Genomic DNA, 14674 nt, shown 5'->3' on the forward strand with positions numbered 1-14674 from the left:
GCGGGATTGACGCGCCAGCCAAACGCACTAAGTCTGTGTGCCTTCCTCCCCGTCCGCGACGTTCCCCAGGCCGCGGCGCCCCGCCAAAGGCCATGTCCATGCCGCACACCCTCACAGTCACGACTGCCGCTTTCCCGCTCGCGCCCACCGGGACGCTGGTTATCTACGCCGGCGACGGCGCCGCCCCGGCGGGCAAGGGCGGCGAGATCTGGGCCGCAACCGGGCTCGACTGGAAGAAGCTGTCGTCCGCCGCCGGGTTCAGCGGCCGGCAGGGCCAGGTGCTCGACATCCTCGCGCCCAGCGGGCTCGCCGCCGACCGGCTGCTGGTGCTCGGCGCCGGCAAGCCGGCCGAGGGCGACAATCCTCCCGCGAACGCCTGGGCCGATCGCGGCGGTTCGCTTGCCGGCAAGCTCATGGGCCTGCGGATCGCCGAGGCCGCGGTGGTGCTGGACAGTGCCGAGGCGACCCCCGCGCGCGTGGCCGAACTGGCCGCGGGTGTGCGGCTCAGGCACTATCGTTTCGACCGCTACAAGAGCCAGAAGCCGAAGAACGGCGAGAGCAGCGAGCCGGAGGCGCTCGCCGTCACGCTCTACGTAACCGACAGCAAGGGCAGCGAAGCGGCCATCGCCGACCGCACGGCGGTGGTCGAGGGCACGCTCATGGCGCGTGACCTGGTGAACGAGCCGGCCAACGTGCTGGGGACCGAGGAGTTCGCCGCGCACGCCGAGGCACTTGCCCCGCTCGGCCTCGAGGTCGAGGTGCTCGACGAAAAGCAGCTGCGCAAGCTGGGCCTGAACGCGCTCCTGTCGGTGGCGCAGGGGTCCGCCCGTCCGCCCCGCCTCGTCGTCATGCACTGGAACGGCGGCGGCAAGGGAACGCGCCCCGTCGCCTTCGTCGGCAAGGGCGTCGTGTTCGATTCGGGCGGCGTCTCGATCAAGCCGGCGGCGGGCATGGAGGACATGAAGGGCGACATGGGCGGCGCCGCTGCCGTCACCGGGCTGATGCGCACGCTCGCCGCCCGCAAGGCCCGGATCAATGCCGTGGGCGTCATCGGCCTCGTCGAGAACATGGTGAGCGGCACCGCCATGCGGCCGGGAGACATCGTCCGGGCCATGTCGGGTACCACCATCGAGATCAACAATACCGACGCCGAGGGCCGGCTCGTCCTGGCCGACGCGCTCTGGTACACGCAGTCCCGCTTCAAGCCGCGCTTCATGGTCGACCTCGCCACCCTGACCGGGGCGATCGGGGTGGCGCTGGGGCAGGACCATGCCGGGCTGTTCTCGAACGACGAGGAACTGGCGGGCCGGCTGCTCACTGCCGGCCTCGCCACCGGCGAGAAGCTGTGGCGCATGCCCATGGGGCCGGCCTATGACAAGCTGATCGAGAGCCGCTTCGCCGACATCAAGAATTCGGCCGGCCGCCAGGCCGGCTCGATCACTGCGGCGCAGTTCCTCGCCCGCTTCGTCAACGACGTCCCCTGGGCCCATCTCGACATCGCCGGCACCGCCATGGGGGCGAGCAGCAGCGAGGTCAACACCTCCTGGGCCCCGGGCTACGGCGTCGCATTGCTCGACCGGCTGGTGAGGGATAATTACGAGGCATAGGGTGCCCTCGTGACCGAAATCCTGTTCTACCACCTTGAATTCCAGCCGCTCGAGCGGGTGGTGCCGGTGCTGCTCGAAAAGACCCTCGAGCGCGGCTGGCGCGCCGTCGTGGAAACCGGAAGCTCCGAGCGCGCCGAAGCGCTCGACACGGCGCTGTGGACCTACCGCGACGACAGCTTCCTGCCGCACGCTGTGGCCAGCGGCGATGAATTCGACGCCGAGCACCCGGTGCTCATCGTTACCGACGCGAGCAACCCCAACGGCGCCCAGGTCCGCTTCTTCGTCGATCGCGCCGTGCCGCAAGCGGCAGCCGGCTACCAGCGCCTCGTCTACCTGTTCTCCGGCCACGATCCCGATGCCGTCGCCGAGGCTCGTACCGCCTGGCGGGCGCTGCGCGAGGGCAACGAGGTCACCTACTGGCAGCAGGACCCTTCCGGGCGATGGGCGAAGAAGGCCTAGAAGATGCGGATGGTCCCCGATGCCGTGGCCCCGAGCCGGCACACCCTCCTCGAAGACGTCTTCGCCATCCTTGTCGGCACCGCCATGATCGCGCTCGGCGTCACGCTGTTCACCAAGGCGACGCTGATCACCGGCAGCACGGCCGGGCTGGCCCTGCTGCTGCACTACGGGACCGGGGTTGGCTTCGGCCTGCTGTTCTTCGTCATCAACCTGCCGTTCTACGTGCTCGCCGTGCTGCGCATGGGCTGGCCGTTCACCATAAAGACGGTGGCCTCGGTGGGGCTGGTGTCGCTGTTCTCGAGCCTGTTCCCGCTGTGGCTGCAGATCGATGCCGTGGCGCCGCTGTTCGCCGCGCTGGTCGGCGGCAGCCTGCTCGGGCTCGGCATGCTGCTGCTGTTCCGCCACAAGTCCAGCGTGGGCGGCGTCAACATCCTGTCGCTGTTCCTGCAGGAACGCTTCGGCATAAGGGCCGGCTATTTCCAGCTCGGCGTCGACGCGGTGATCCTGGTCGCGGCGTTCTTCGTCGTCCCCGCCGACCGCGTGCTGGTGTCGCTGCTCGGGGCGCTGGTGCTCAACCTGATCATCGGCATGAACCACAAGCCGGGGCGCTACGTCGGCTTCAGCTGAGGCTCAGGCCTGCGCCTTCTCGGCGTCCTCGAGCTGGGCGCTGAGGGTGAGCCAGCTTTCCTCCGTCCTCTCGACCTCGCTCTCGAAGCGTGCCTTGTCCTTGCCGAGCAGCGCGATGCGTTCGGGTGCGCCGTCATACGTCTTGGGATCGGCGAGGACGGCCTCGACCCTGGCGAGCTCGGTGCGCAGGCGCGCGATCTTGTGCTCGGCGTCCTTGATCGAGCGGCGCAGCGGCGCGATCTCGGCCCGCCGGGCAGCCGCCTCCTGGCGTTGCGCCTTGCGGTCTTCCTGCGAGGCCGGGGCAGGGGTGGCCGCCTTGCCGTTGGCCTTGCCGCCGCCGGCGCCGGTCAGCTGGCGCTGGTAGCCGTCGAGATCGTCGTCGAACTCGTGGATGGTGCCGCCTTCGGCGATCCACAACTTGTCGACCGTCGCCTCGATCAGGTGGCGGTCGTGGCTGATGATCAGCACCGCGCCCTCGTAGTCGTTGAGCGCCGAGACCAGCGCGTCGCGGCTGTCGATGTCGAGGTGGTTGGTCGGCTCGTCGAGGATCAGCATCCCGGGGCCCGAAAAGGTGATGAGGCCCATCAGCAGGCGCGCGCGCTCGCCGCCCGAAAGGTTCTTCGCCTTGGTGTCCATGCGGCTCGTGGTCAGGCCCATCTGCGCTACCCGGCTGCGCCGCCGCGCCTCGCTGTCATTGGGCATGAGCTCGACGACGTGCTCGAGCGGCGTCCATTCGGGCCTGAGCTTGTCCATCTGGTGCTGGGCGAAATAGGCGATCTCGAGCCCCTTGCTCTTGCGCATCTGCCCGCCCATGGGCTTGAGGTCGCCCGCCAGCAGCTTGGCGAAAGTCGACTTGCCGTTGCCGTTGACGCCGATGAGCGCGATGCGGTCGTCGGGGTCGATGCGGTTGGTGATCCTGCGCAGCACCACCTTGTCGCCATAGCCCACCGACACATCGTCGAAGGTAAGCATCGGCGCCGCCGGGATCTTCTTGGGGTTCTGGAAGGTGAAGGGCGCGGCATACTCGTCGAACATCGCCGCCGGCGGCTTCAGCTTCTGGATCATCTTGACGCGGGCCTGTGCCTGCTTGGCCTTGGTGGCCTTGGCCTTGAAGCGGTCGACGAAGCTCTGCAGGTGCGCGATCTGGGCCAGCGTCTTCTCGCGCGTCTTGTTGCTCAGCTCCATCTGCATGCGGCGCGTCTCCTCGAACGTGTCGTAGCCGCCGCGGTAGAAGGTGAGCTTGCCGTGCTCGAGATGGATGATCGAGTTGACCGCCTTGTTGAGCAGGTCGCGGTCGTGGCTGATCATGAACACGGTATAGGGATAGGTGGCGAGGTATTTCTCCAGCCACAGCGTGCCCTCGAGGTCGAGATAGTTGGTCGGCTCGTCGAGCAGCAGCAGGTCGGGCTGGCTGAACAGCACGCCGGCGAGCGCTACGCGCATGCGCCAGCCGCCCGAGAGTTCGGAGGTCGGCGCCAGCTGCCGGTCCTGCTCGAAGCCCAGCCCCTTGAGGATGGTCGCGGCCCGCGCCTCCGCCGTATGCGCATCGATATCGGCGAGCCGCGTGTGGATCTCGGCGATCCGGTGCGGATCGCTGGCCGTCTCCGCCTCCGCCAGCAGCGCCGCCCGCTCGCTGTCGGCCTGCATCACCATCTCCAGCACCGAGGTTTCGCCGGCCGGGGCTTCCTGCGCCACGGCGCCGACGCGGGCCCGCTTGGCGACTTCGATGCTGCCCCCATCGGGGGCGAGCCGGCCCAGGATCAACTGGAACAGCGTGGTCTTGCCCGAGCCGTTCTTGCCCACGAAGCCGGTCTTGGCGCCCGTCGGCAGCACCACCGACGCACCTTCGAACAGCGGCCGCCCCTGGATGCGGTAGGTGAGGTTGGCGATCTTGAGCATGGCGGCTACGGGTGCTGCGTCCGCCGGGGCGGCGGCGCGTTTCGGGTGATCGGGGCGACAGAGCGCCAGCCAATAGCGCGCGCGACCGCAGATGTCCAACGCCGACCGGCTCGCGGCGGCGTCGGCCGATTCCCGCGCATGCGCCGTCTTGCCTCGGCCATGGCCCTTGGCTACAAGGCGCCACCTCCCTCGCACACAGCAAGGACCGATACATGGCTCTCGAGCGCACTTTCTCCATCATCAAGCCCGACGCGACGCGCCGCAACCTCACCGGCAAGGTCACCGCCAAGCTCGAGGAGGCCGGCCTGCGCGTCGTCGCTTCCAAGCGCATCAGGATGACCCGCGCCCAGGCCGAGGGCTTCTATGCCGTCCACAAGGAGCGTCCTTTCTTCGGCGAGCTGGTCGAGACCATGACCTCCGGCCCGGTGGTCGTGCAGGTGCTCGAAGGCGAGAACGCCATCGCCCGCAACCGCGAGGTGATGGGCGCCACCGACCCGGCCAAGGCCGCCCCGGGCACCATCCGCAAGGAGTTTGCCGTATCGGTGGGCGAGAACTCCGTGCACGGCTCCGACGCGCCCGAGACGGCGGCGCAGGAGATCAAGTTCTTCTTCACCGACGACGAAATCGTCGGCTGAGCCAGAGGCCCCGATGCCCTACGTCAATGTCCGCATCACCGACGACGGCGTCACGGACGCACAGAAGGACGAGGTGATCAAGGGGATCACGGACGTGCTCGTGCGGGTTCTGAACAAGAACCCCGAAACGACATTCGTCGTCATCGACGAAGTTCCCAAGGCGAACTGGGGGCACCGGGGAACCTCCATCGCGACCGCCCGCAGGCGGACCGGAGGCTAGCCGGCATCGGCAGGTTGACGCGAACAGGCCGCCTCCGGGCGGCCTTTTCTTTTCTGCGGTGAACCGTCCGGCGGGAGCGGCCGGGTCCGGCGGCGTTCGGCGCAACCTTCCCACTGCGTTTTTCGTTTCCCGAATGGTGGAGTTGACCGCGATCAAGGGCGGCGGGGGTGCTCCCGGCAAGGATATCGCCGGCGTCCGGATCGACGGCCGCTCCTTCATCTTGGAGACAGGAAATGAAAGCTCGCAACACATTGCCTACGACTCAGGGCAATCGCACCGCGATGAGCCCCTTCGACGTCCTGCAGGACAGGATCGATCGCATGTTCGAGGATTTCTCCTCCGGGTTCCGCATGCCGTCGCTGCTGTCGAACTGGCCCTCCATGCCGATGACAGAGATGGGAAACGGCGGCTTCGACCTGGTGCCCTCGCTCGACCTGCACGAAACCGATGGCGAGATCATCATCAGCGCCGAGCTGCCCGGCATGGAGGAAAGGGACATCGACATCTCCGTTGCCGACGACGTGCTCACCATCTCCGGCGAGAAGAAGTCGGCCCATGAGCAGAAGGAGGGCGAGCGCTACCGCTCCGAGCGCTCCTACGGCAGGTTCTCGCGTTCGATCGGTCTGCCCTTCGACATCGATGCGGGCAAGGTGATGGCCAGGTACGACAAGGGCGTGCTGACGCTGACCGTTCCCAAGCCCGTAGAGGCGAAGCAGAAGACCAAAAAGATCGCCATCAGGCACTGACGGTGCTGTGCGGCCGCGGGCTCCGGCCGCCACACACCGGCGCTCCGCCGGGCCTATGAGCCCTCATCGGGGATGTTGAGGATCTGCCCGCAGGCCTTGCAGTGCACGGCGTCGGCGTCGTGCGTCTGGAGCCCGCATCGGGGGCAGGGGAAGTACACCTTGTGCGGGCGGAAGATGGCCTGCGCCAGCCGCACGAACAGCGAAATCCCGACGATCATCACGGCGATGGACACCAGCCGGCCCCCGGCGCCGCTGAGCGTGATGTCGCCATACCCGGTCGTGGTCACGCTGGTGACGGTGAAATACAGCGCATCGATGTAGCCCTCGATGCCGGAATCCGTACGCGCGAAGAAGGTGTAGATGAAGCCGGTGGTGACGAACAGGAAGGTCACCAGGTTGACGACGGCCCTCGCGGTCTCCTCCCACTTGCGCAGGTGGTGCTTGCGCAGCGGTCCCCACACCAGCCCGCCGCGGCGAGACAGCGTCCACAGCCTGAGGATGCGCAGGAAGCCGAAATTGGCCAGCCACGCGGGAAACAGCAGCGTTGCCAGCACGACGAGATCGACGATCGTGGTCAGCTGCCGCAGCCAGCGCCACAGATCGGTGGCGGCGAGAGCGCGGGCGCCGATATCGGCCAGCAGGATCGCGGCGACGGCGGCGTCGAGCCACACGAATGACGGACGGTCGCGGATCAGCGGCGAGGCAATGAAGAAGGCGATGATAGCGAGGTCGACGACCAGCAGGACGTACTGGAAGCGGACGGCGCGCACGGAGCGCCCGTGATAGAGCAGCCGCAGGCGCGCGCGCACCTCCTCGATCCGGTTTGCGGTCCTCTCGGGCTCCGGGGTTCGCTCGTCCATGCTTGGCCTCCGTCACTGCCCGCAAAGCTGCAGGTGATTCCCCGGATCGGCTTTCCGCCCGACTCGTATTGTTGCACTGCTGCACGGTCGGCGCAGAATAATGCGTCTCACGAATTTTTTGATGGAACCAATAACAGATTGCCGTAGCATCGATGCAAGGGGGGTCGGCTCAGCAGACCATTCCGGAAAATTACAGCATCCCGCGTGCGGGAGCGGCGTCGGCCCGCGCGCGAAAACAGAAAGGATTGCAGGCACCTATGCTTTTTCGCGTGTCCGAAGTTGCCGCCGCCATCGCCCTCGTGCTCATGCTGCTCGCGGCCAAGCACGTTCCCGCGCTCTCTTTCCTGCCGCTGTCGCAGATGACGGGTGTCGTTTGCTTCAGCTTCGCCATCTTCCTCAGCCTGCGCATCTACAAGGCCGAACTGCAGCGCCTGAGGGCCGGAGACTAGCGTCTCAGCTGGCGCTCTGCCGCTTCATCTCCTCGCCGAGCTGGTCCATGAGGTACTGCGTGCCCGCCTCGCGCTGGGCGACGTTGTCGAGGCCGTCGAGGAAGGCGCCGTGCTCGGTGACGATCAGATGCGTCCCGTGCCCGTCGGGCTTGAACTCCACTGCCGCGACCGACACCGAGATGCGCTTGCCGTTCATGTGCATCTCGTAGGCGTAGACGATGCGCGTGTCGGGCACGATGTCGTAGTAGCGCACGTCGAAGGTGAAGGTGTCGTCGCCCACCTTGCCCTCATTGTACTCGCGCCCGCCGACCCGAAACTCGAAGATGTGCTCGGGGTTGTTCTCCTCCGGCGAGCCGAACCAGCGCCGCTTGATCGCCGGGTCCGACCACGCGGCGAACACGCGCGCCGGCGGAACGGGGTACATGCGCTCGACGGTGAAGTCGCCATGCGCGACGGATCTCTCGGTCATCGTGTCCTCCTTCGCCTAATGGATATGGCCGGCTACGGCCGCTCGGATTCGGGTTCGGCCAAGATGTCGCCGAGCCGGTCGAGGCGCCGCTGCCAGCCGAGCCGGCGCTCGTTGATCCACTGCTCGGCGAGCGTGAGCGCCTGGGTGTCGAGCGTGCAGGTACGGACGCGCCCGACTTTCCGCGTCGAGACCAACCCGCTTTGCTCCAGCACGTGCAGATGCTGCACCACGGCAGGCAGCGACATGGCGAAGGGCCGCGCCAGTTCGCTTACCGAGGCCGGACCCCGGGACAGCCGCTCGACGATCCGTCGCCGCGTCGGGTCCGCCAGGGCCTGGAACATCTGGTCCAGCACTGCATCTTGGTTAAGCATACACTTAAGTTATGCCGGATCGGATCCGCGGTCAATGCCCCGGGTGGCCGCCGCTCGCGCCTCCAGCAGTTCCCGTTCGCGTTCGTTCCGCGTCAGTTGGGACGCCCGCGCGAACTCCGTGGCGGCCTCCTCCATGCGCCCCAGCTTCTGCAGCAGGTCGCCGCGCACGCTCGGGAGCAGGTGGTAGGATGTCAGCGCCGGCTCCGCCAGCAGCCGGTCGACGATGTCGAGCCCGGCCTGCGGCCCGAATGCAAAAGCGTGGGCAACGCCGCGGTTGAGTTCGACCACGGGGGAGGGCGTGACCGCGACCAGCGCGTCATAGAGCCCGGCGATGCGGGCCCAGTCCGTGGCCTCCGCGGTGCGCGCCCGGGCGTGGCAGGCGGCGATCGCAGCCTGCAGGGCATAGGATCCGCCGCCGCCCAGCGCCTCGGCGCGGGCCAGCGCGGCCAGCCCGCGCCGGATCAGCAACTGGTCCCAGCGCGCCCGGTCCTGGTCGAGCAGCAGTACCGGCTCGCCTCCGGGCCCGGTCCGCGCCGCGGTGCGCGACGCCTGGATTTCGAGCAGCGCCAGCAGCCCGTGCACTTCGGCCTCGGCGGGCATCAGCCCGGCGAGGATGCGCCCGAGTCGCAGCGCCTCCTCGCACAGGGCCGGCCTGAGCCAGCTGTCGCCGGCGGTCGCCGCATAGCCCTCGTTGAAGATCAGGTAGATGACCTCGAGCACCGAGGCGAGCCGCCCGGCGCGCTCCTCGCCGCGCGGGACCTCGAACGGGACGCCGGCCGCGGCGATGCTGCGCTTGGCCCGCACGATGCGCTGCGCAACCGTCGCCTCGGGCACGAGGTAGGCGCGCGCGATCTCCCCGGTGGTTAGCCCGCCGATCAGCCGCAGCGTCAGCGCCGCGCGCGCTTCGGCAGAGAGGACCGGGTGGCAGGCGGTGAACATGAGCCGCAACAGGTCGTCGCCGATGTCGTCGTCGAGTGCCGTGTCGTAGTCCGGCACCGTCTGCTCGATTTCCTCGAGGTCGCGGCCCAGCGCTGCGAGCTTGCCCGCCGCCATCCTGTCGCGTCGGAAATGATCGATGGCCCGGCGCTTCGCCGTCGTCATCAGCCAGGCGCCGGCATTGCGCGGCACCCCGCTTTCCGGCCACTGCCGCAGCGCCACCTCCAGCGCGTCCTGCGCCAGTTCCTCGGCGAAGGAAATGTCGCGCACGATACGGGTCAGCGCGGCGACGAGCCTGGGCGATTCGATCCTCCAGACGGCCTCGATGGCCCGATGTGCATCGGCTGTGCTCACGGCGGTGGAGCAAACCAGCTTCGCCGCCGTGCCGCAAGCTCATCCGTTCAGCCGATCTGCTGGTCCCAGTCGCCACGCTCACGCCAGGCCTTTTCCTGGTCGAGCGCCGGCGCCGACACCTCGTCGCGCGTGAAATCCTCGACTTCGGCGATCTGGCGCACTTCGACTTCGCCCTCCCCGAACGGGATCTGCTTCACCCATTCGAGGCATTCCTCCTTCGACTTGACGTCGAGGATCCAGAAGCCGCCGATCAGTTCCTTCGTCTCGCTGAAGGGGCCGTCGACCACCGTAGGACCGGCCTTCGAGAAGCGCACGAGCGCCCCTTTCGAGGGGGGCAGCAGGCCTTCGCCGCCCTTCATCACCCCGGCCTCGATCAGCTTTTCGTTGTACCTGCCCATCTCGGCGAGTTCTTCCGGGCTCGGGGACCCGTACTCGCCCGTCGCCTTGACGATGACCATGAAGCGCATGGCAATTCCTCCTTGCATGACACCGGTGCCCCGGGCGCGCGTCCGCCCGGCGCCGATCCTGGCCTACCTTGCCGCAGCATGATCCTGGCCGCGGAAATGCGTCTCGATCGCCTCGCTCGGGCCGAAATCGTCGAGCTCGTAGAGCTGCCGGATTTCGACGATGCCTTCCTCGCCGGTGGGATTGGGCATCCGCCGCACCCACTCTATGGCCTCTTCCCGCGAGTTGCACTGCAGCACCGAATAGCCGGCGATCAGTTCCTTGGTTTCGGTGAAGGGGCCGTCGACCACGCGGGTCCGGTCGCCGGAGAAGTGGACGCGGGCGCCCTTGGAACTGGGCTGCAGCCCGGCGCCGTCCAGCATCACGCCGGCCTTGACCAGTTCCGCGTTGTACTTGCCCATTGCCTCGAGCAGTTCTTCGCCCGGCATCACCCCGGCTTCGGTATCCCTGGTGGCGTGTACGATGACCATGAAGCGCATCTTGTTCTCCGTTCCGATGGCGGCGGGCTTCCATGCCCGCCCATGCTGACGACGAACGGGGCGGGCCGGTTTCGACACGGGGGAACAGGAAATCGTCAACACCATGGCGCACGGTCTCCCTGCTGGGAAGGCCGGTGGGTCAGCTGCGGTAGAAGATGTGCTGGCCGATCCGGGCCAGGCGCTTGAGGCGCGGCGCCCAGCGCGGCGACACGTAGCTGGCGTGATAGTGCGTGGCGCCGGCCAGCGCCGTGACCTCGGCGCGGCCCAGGCTCACCGCCCGGGCGACCTCCACCGCCTGCGCCCAGGCGTGCTTTTCCGTGATCTTCTCGGGCTTGCCGTCGCAGGCGAAGGAGAACTGGCAGCGGTTGCGCCAGTCCCGGTTCTGGTAGACGACATCGCAGATCGTATCGGGATAGGCCGGATCGGCGACCCGGTTGAGGATGACCTGCGCCACCGCGACCTGGCCGCGTTCGGGCTCGCCCCGCGCCTCGAAATAGATCGCGGTGGCGAGGCAGTGCCGCTGCTTGGCGGTGACGGCGGGACGCGCTCGCGTGTCCCGGACATAGGCGACGAAGTCGCGCGCATATGATCTGGTCCAGCTCAGGACGGCCGGGTCGGGAGCCGCATCGGTGGCGCGACCGATCGCTGCCAGCGCCGGGCTGGCAGGGGTCCGGTCCGGCTGGGCAGTGTAGGCGTGCGCCGCCGGGGGCAGGTCGTTGGCCGCCGCCGGCGCGACGGGGGCAAGGGTGATCAGGGTAGGGACGAGGAGGAGGGCGCAGGCCGCGCGCATGCTGCGGCCGGCCCGCTGGGACGCATTACTAGGCAGTTCGGAACCCGTTCAGTCATTGTCGTTGCGCGCCGGTCGCAGGCGGCCGGCGGCCGGGCTTTGCCAAGTCCGAGTGGGCATAATGGGGCCGCATGGCGGCCAAATGGGCGCTTTGCGGGGCGAAAACGGGGCAGCAGTACTGACCTGGTGGCCGCCCGGCCGGCGCTGGCTCGCCACCATCGGTCCCGGCGGGCGCGTTCAGCCGGCGTAGGCGTCCCAGAAGAAATAGCCCGTCAGCCCGACGCCATAGACGATGACCAGGGCCCGGATCAGCCGCGCCGGGATGAGGTGGGCCAGCCGCGCCGCGAGGTAGCCTCCGATCGTCACGCCCACCAGCGCGATGCTGCCGTGATACCAGTCGATGCTGTCGCCGAGCGCGAAGCGCACCACGGCCACCAGGGCGATGATGAAGGAGATCCACAGCTTGATGCCGTTCATCGCGTGGATGTCGGTGAACCCGGCCAGCGCGAGGAAGGCGAGCAGCAGGATGCCGAGGCCAGCATTGAAGAAGCCGCCATAGACGCAGCTCGCCGCCAGCAGGCCGAGCAGCAGCACCGCGCCGGTCGCGCGCAGCCGCTGGCTGCCGCTGGCCCTGGTCTGCACCCACTGGTTGAGCTGCGCGCCGAAGGCGAACAGCACCACCGCGAACAGCATCAGCCACGGCACCGCCAGCTCGAACTGCGCGTCCGAGACGTGCAGCAGCAACTCGGCGCCGAGATAGCCGAAGACCAGCGACATGGCGGAGTAGAGCAGCAGCCGCTCGCGGTGCTTCATGATGTCGGCCCAGAAGCCGGCGGCGCCGCTGGCATAACCGGGCAGGGCGGCGAAGGTGTTGGAGGCGTTGGCAAGGACCGGCGGCACCCCGGCGGCGAGCAGCGCCGGAAAGACGACGAACGAGCCGCCCCCCGCCAGCGAATTGAGGGCGCCGCCAACCAGGCCGGCGACGAGGAGGAGCAGTTCGGTCATGGGGATGTTCCAGAAAGGCAGTCGCCCCCTATAGAGCGTTTTCGGGAAAAGTGGGAAATGGTTTTCCCGCCGGGAACTGCAAGCGGGACGATGACCCCGCCTTGTCCGGTCATCGGGCGGCGCCCCGTGCCGGTTGACAAGCGCGGGCGCGCGCCCCACATGTCGCCCCGGTTGCTGACGCCAGCCGCCCGCCGGGTTTCCCGCAGGTGAAGTCAGCCGCGCATCCGGCGCGACGGCAGCATGATCGCTCCAGCATCGAGGCGGTTCATGGCAATGCGGGCCCCATGACAGCAGGCCTCCAGCGCTGTGAGACGCAGATCATGACCAGTTTTTCGCTCGATACCCCATCCGCCGCCAGCTTCAAGGCCGAGGCCCGCGCCCTGCGGGCGGAACGCGCCCGCGCCGGCGTCCCCATCACGCACGGCGCGGCGCTCGAGGAGATCGCCCGCCGCCACGGCTACCGGGACTGGAACACCGCCGCGGCCGCCGTGCCGGAGCGCGTGGTGTCGCCCTTCCAGGTCGGCCAGCGCGTCCGCGGCGCCTATCTGCGCCAGCCCTTCACCGGCCTTGTCCTCGGCGTGCAGCTGCTCGCCGACATGCAGCACTACCAGGTGACGGTCAAGTTCGACCGCCCGGTCGACGTGGTGACCTCGCAGCTGTTCCAGGCGTTCCGCCAGCGCGTCACCGCCATCGTCGACCTGAGGGGTATCTCGCCGGCCCGCACCAGCGACGGCGAGCCGCACCTGCGGCTGAGCAAAATCTGACCCGTGGCGGGGGCTTCCCCGCCACATTGTTCCTCGCCGGGCGGTTGTTTCATCGTAAAGTGACGATGTAAGCTGAGTCACCTGGGCGGGCGCCTGCGGGCGTCCGCCGCGATGCAAGCAACGGACCCAGCGATGACGACCCAGACACAGCGGATCGAGCTCTATTACGCCGCCACCCCGAATGGCCGGAAGGCCACCATCATGCTCGAGGAACTGGGCGTCCCCTATCATCTCAACTACGTGCGCATAAGCCGGGGCGAGCAGTTCCGGCCCGAGTTCCTCGCCATCTCGCCCAACAACAAGATCCCGGCCATCGTCGATCCGGAGGGGCCGGGGGGCACGCCGATCTCGATCTTCGAATCGGGGGCCATCCTCAAATATCTCGGCGGCAAGTTCGGGCGCTTCTACCCGGTCGACCCGCGGGCGCAGGTCGAGGTCGACCAGTGGCTGTTCTGGCAGGTGGCCGGCTTCGGCCCCATGCTCGGCCAGGCCGCGCATTTCCTGCACGACGCCCCGACGCGGGAGGCCTACGCCGTGCAGCGCTTCAGCAACGAGGCGCAGCGGCTGTACCGCGTGCTCGACACGCACCTCGCCGGCCGCGACTACGTCGCCGGTGACTATTCGATCGCCGACATCGCCCTGTTCGGCTGGGCCACGCGCAACCACCGCCACGGCATCGACATCGCCGCCTTCCCCAACGTCGTGACCTGGCTCGAGCGCATCGGCGCCCGGCCCGCCGTGCAGGCGGCGCTGGCCATCCCCGAGCCGGCGGCGCCGGTCGCGCCCGCTGCCTTCGGGGTGGTGCAGCCGGCGGGTTAGCCGGCGCCGGTCACTCGCCGACGATCTGGGGGACGCGCGTCCAGTGCTGCTCCTGGCATAGCACGTACAGCACGCAGCCCTTGAGCGTCAGCGCATCGGGCCCGGTCACCTCGACCGAGCCCGAATAGACGTTGCCGTCCTCGGGGTTGTAGATCTCGCCCTCGTACACGAAAGGCCGGTTCGCGGCCCGCAACGTGAGAATCTGCAGGCCCTGGATCGGCCGGTTCCTGAGCGCCGGGTCCTTGTTGTTGTAGTCGGTGAAGTTGGTGCCGATGGCCTTCACGTCGCTGCCGTACTTGGCGACGATCTCCTCGGTGATGACGATCTTGGAAATGTAGCCGCAGAAGCCTTCGAGGCAGCGCGCGATGGTCATCTCGGATTGGCTGTCGGTGAGCCACACGCCTTCGACGACGGCGGCCGGCTCAGCCGGTTCCTGCGCCGCAGCGGGCGCGCCGGCGAGCGCCACGGCGCACAGCACGCCGATCTGCCGCCACAAGCTGTTCCGTGTCATGGACCACTTCTCCGCGCAAGTCGCCCGCCGCGGCGCCGACTCGCCCCATGGCGCCGCGCCGCACTATGCCGGCATAGCCCGCCGACTTCGCTTCCATTGCAATGAAAAAGCGCAGTTTCATGTCCGCGCTGTGGCAGATCGGGGCGTTGGCGCGGCGCTTCTGCATCACCGGGGCCGGCAGGGCCGCGGCACGGCGGGGCGCCGCGCCTTCC

Annotated in this window: 19 protein-coding genes; 9 read left to right on the forward strand and 10 right to left on the reverse strand. The window is 68.3% G+C overall.

The window, feature by feature from the left end:
• Nucleotides 1–98 precede the first annotated feature (98 nt).
• The 3 genes from VGD93_RS14710 to VGD93_RS14720 are packed head-to-tail and all read left to right on the forward strand — an operon-like array spanning nt 99 to nt 2693.
• The gene (locus tag VGD93_RS14710; protein WP_395012916.1) at nt 99–1607 is read left to right on the forward strand and encodes a leucyl aminopeptidase; all 1509 of its coding nucleotides are present in this window, start codon (nt 99–101) and stop codon (nt 1605–1607) included.
• 9 nt (nt 1608–1616) lie between these two features.
• Nucleotides 1617–2066 (forward strand): DNA polymerase III subunit chi, encoded by a 450-nt coding sequence (locus VGD93_RS14715; RefSeq protein WP_395012917.1) that lies wholly within the window; start codon nt 1617–1619, stop codon nt 2064–2066.
• A 9-nt stretch (nt 2067–2075) separates the two neighbouring features.
• On the forward strand, nt 2076–2693 hold the full coding sequence (locus VGD93_RS14720; RefSeq protein ID WP_395012918.1) for a YitT family protein: 618 nt from the start codon (nt 2076–2078) through the stop codon (nt 2691–2693).
• A gap of 3 nt (nt 2694–2696) precedes the next feature.
• On the opposite strand, the gene VGD93_RS14725 is transcribed toward VGD93_RS14720, so the two are convergent.
• Nucleotides 2697–4592: an ABC-F family ATP-binding cassette domain-containing protein gene (locus tag VGD93_RS14725; RefSeq protein ID WP_395012919.1), complete on the reverse strand. Its 1896-nt coding sequence runs from the start codon at nt 4590–4592 to the stop codon at nt 2697–2699.
• Between the two features lie 212 nt (nt 4593–4804).
• Here VGD93_RS14725 and ndk point away from each other — a divergent pair, with 212 nt between their 5' ends.
• The 3 genes from ndk to VGD93_RS14740 all read left to right on the forward strand — a co-directional run bounded on the left by ndk (nt 4805) and on the right by VGD93_RS14740 (nt 6193).
• Complete coding sequence (gene ndk / locus VGD93_RS14730; protein WP_395012920.1) at nt 4805–5227, forward strand: nucleoside-diphosphate kinase; 423 nt, start codon at nt 4805–4807, stop codon at nt 5225–5227.
• 13 nt (nt 5228–5240) lie between these two features.
• Nucleotides 5241–5447 carry a tautomerase family protein gene (locus VGD93_RS14735; protein ID WP_395012921.1) on the forward strand — a complete coding sequence of 69 codons (207 nt, stop codon included), beginning with the start codon at nt 5241–5243 and terminating at the stop codon, nt 5445–5447.
• Between the two features lie 233 nt (nt 5448–5680).
• The gene (locus VGD93_RS14740; protein WP_395012922.1) at nt 5681–6193 is read left to right on the forward strand and encodes an Hsp20/alpha crystallin family protein; all 513 of its coding nucleotides are present in this window, start codon (nt 5681–5683) and stop codon (nt 6191–6193) included.
• A 53-nt stretch (nt 6194–6246) separates the two neighbouring features.
• On the opposite strand, the gene VGD93_RS14745 is transcribed toward VGD93_RS14740, so the two are convergent.
• Nucleotides 6247–7053, reverse strand: a complete 807-nt coding sequence (locus tag VGD93_RS14745) for a potassium channel family protein (protein WP_395012923.1) — start codon at nt 7051–7053, stop codon at nt 6247–6249.
• Nucleotides 7054–7310: 257 nt separating this feature from the next.
• On the opposite strand from VGD93_RS14745, the gene VGD93_RS14750 reads away from it, so the two are divergent.
• Nucleotides 7311–7502 carry a hypothetical protein gene (locus tag VGD93_RS14750; RefSeq protein WP_395012924.1) on the forward strand — a complete coding sequence of 64 codons (192 nt, stop codon included), beginning with the start codon at nt 7311–7313 and terminating at the stop codon, nt 7500–7502.
• Between the two features lie 4 nt (nt 7503–7506).
• On the opposite strand, the gene VGD93_RS14755 is transcribed toward VGD93_RS14750, so the two are convergent.
• The 7 genes from VGD93_RS14755 to VGD93_RS14785 all read right to left on the reverse strand — a co-directional run bounded on the left by VGD93_RS14755 (nt 7507) and on the right by VGD93_RS14785 (nt 12368).
• Nucleotides 7507–7971, reverse strand: a complete 465-nt coding sequence (locus tag VGD93_RS14755; RefSeq protein WP_395012925.1) for an SRPBCC family protein — start codon at nt 7969–7971, stop codon at nt 7507–7509.
• Between the two features lie 32 nt (nt 7972–8003).
• Nucleotides 8004–8342 (reverse strand): ArsR/SmtB family transcription factor, encoded by a 339-nt coding sequence (locus tag VGD93_RS14760; RefSeq protein ID WP_395012926.1) that lies wholly within the window; start codon nt 8340–8342, stop codon nt 8004–8006.
• A gap of 9 nt (nt 8343–8351) precedes the next feature.
• The gene (locus VGD93_RS14765; protein ID WP_395012927.1) at nt 8352–9632 is read right to left on the reverse strand and encodes an RNA polymerase sigma factor; all 1281 of its coding nucleotides are present in this window, start codon (nt 9630–9632) and stop codon (nt 8352–8354) included.
• A 47-nt stretch (nt 9633–9679) separates the two neighbouring features.
• Nucleotides 9680–10099 carry a YciI family protein gene (locus VGD93_RS14770; protein WP_395012928.1) on the reverse strand — a complete coding sequence of 140 codons (420 nt, stop codon included), beginning with the start codon at nt 10097–10099 and terminating at the stop codon, nt 9680–9682.
• 63 nt (nt 10100–10162) lie between these two features.
• The gene (locus VGD93_RS14775) at nt 10163–10576 is read right to left on the reverse strand and encodes a YciI family protein (protein WP_395012929.1); all 414 of its coding nucleotides are present in this window, start codon (nt 10574–10576) and stop codon (nt 10163–10165) included.
• Nucleotides 10577–10715: 139 nt separating this feature from the next.
• The gene (locus tag VGD93_RS14780) at nt 10716–11366 is read right to left on the reverse strand and encodes a cell wall hydrolase (RefSeq protein ID WP_395012930.1); all 651 of its coding nucleotides are present in this window, start codon (nt 11364–11366) and stop codon (nt 10716–10718) included.
• Between the two features lie 234 nt (nt 11367–11600).
• Nucleotides 11601–12368, reverse strand: a complete 768-nt coding sequence (locus VGD93_RS14785; RefSeq protein ID WP_395012931.1) for a sulfite exporter TauE/SafE family protein — start codon at nt 12366–12368, stop codon at nt 11601–11603.
• Between the two features lie 320 nt (nt 12369–12688).
• Here VGD93_RS14785 and VGD93_RS14790 point away from each other — a divergent pair, with 320 nt between their 5' ends.
• Together VGD93_RS14790 and VGD93_RS14795 are read left to right on the forward strand one after the other, a co-directional pair.
• Nucleotides 12689–13132 (forward strand): glyoxalase superfamily protein, encoded by a 444-nt coding sequence (locus VGD93_RS14790; RefSeq protein ID WP_395012932.1) that lies wholly within the window; start codon nt 12689–12691, stop codon nt 13130–13132.
• A gap of 132 nt (nt 13133–13264) precedes the next feature.
• Complete coding sequence (locus VGD93_RS14795; protein ID WP_395012933.1) at nt 13265–13951, forward strand: glutathione S-transferase family protein; 687 nt, start codon at nt 13265–13267, stop codon at nt 13949–13951.
• A gap of 10 nt (nt 13952–13961) precedes the next feature.
• Here the strand turns inward: VGD93_RS14795 and VGD93_RS14800 are convergent, their stop codons facing one another.
• A complete protein-coding gene (locus tag VGD93_RS14800; protein ID WP_395012934.1) occupies nt 13962–14462 on the reverse strand; it encodes a DUF2147 domain-containing protein in 501 nt (166 codons plus the stop codon).
• Between the last annotated feature and the right edge of the window lie 212 nt (nt 14463–14674).

Source organism: Devosia sp. (genome assembly GCF_036406155.1).
Classification (GTDB): Bacteria; Pseudomonadota; Alphaproteobacteria; order Rhizobiales; family Devosiaceae; genus Devosia_A.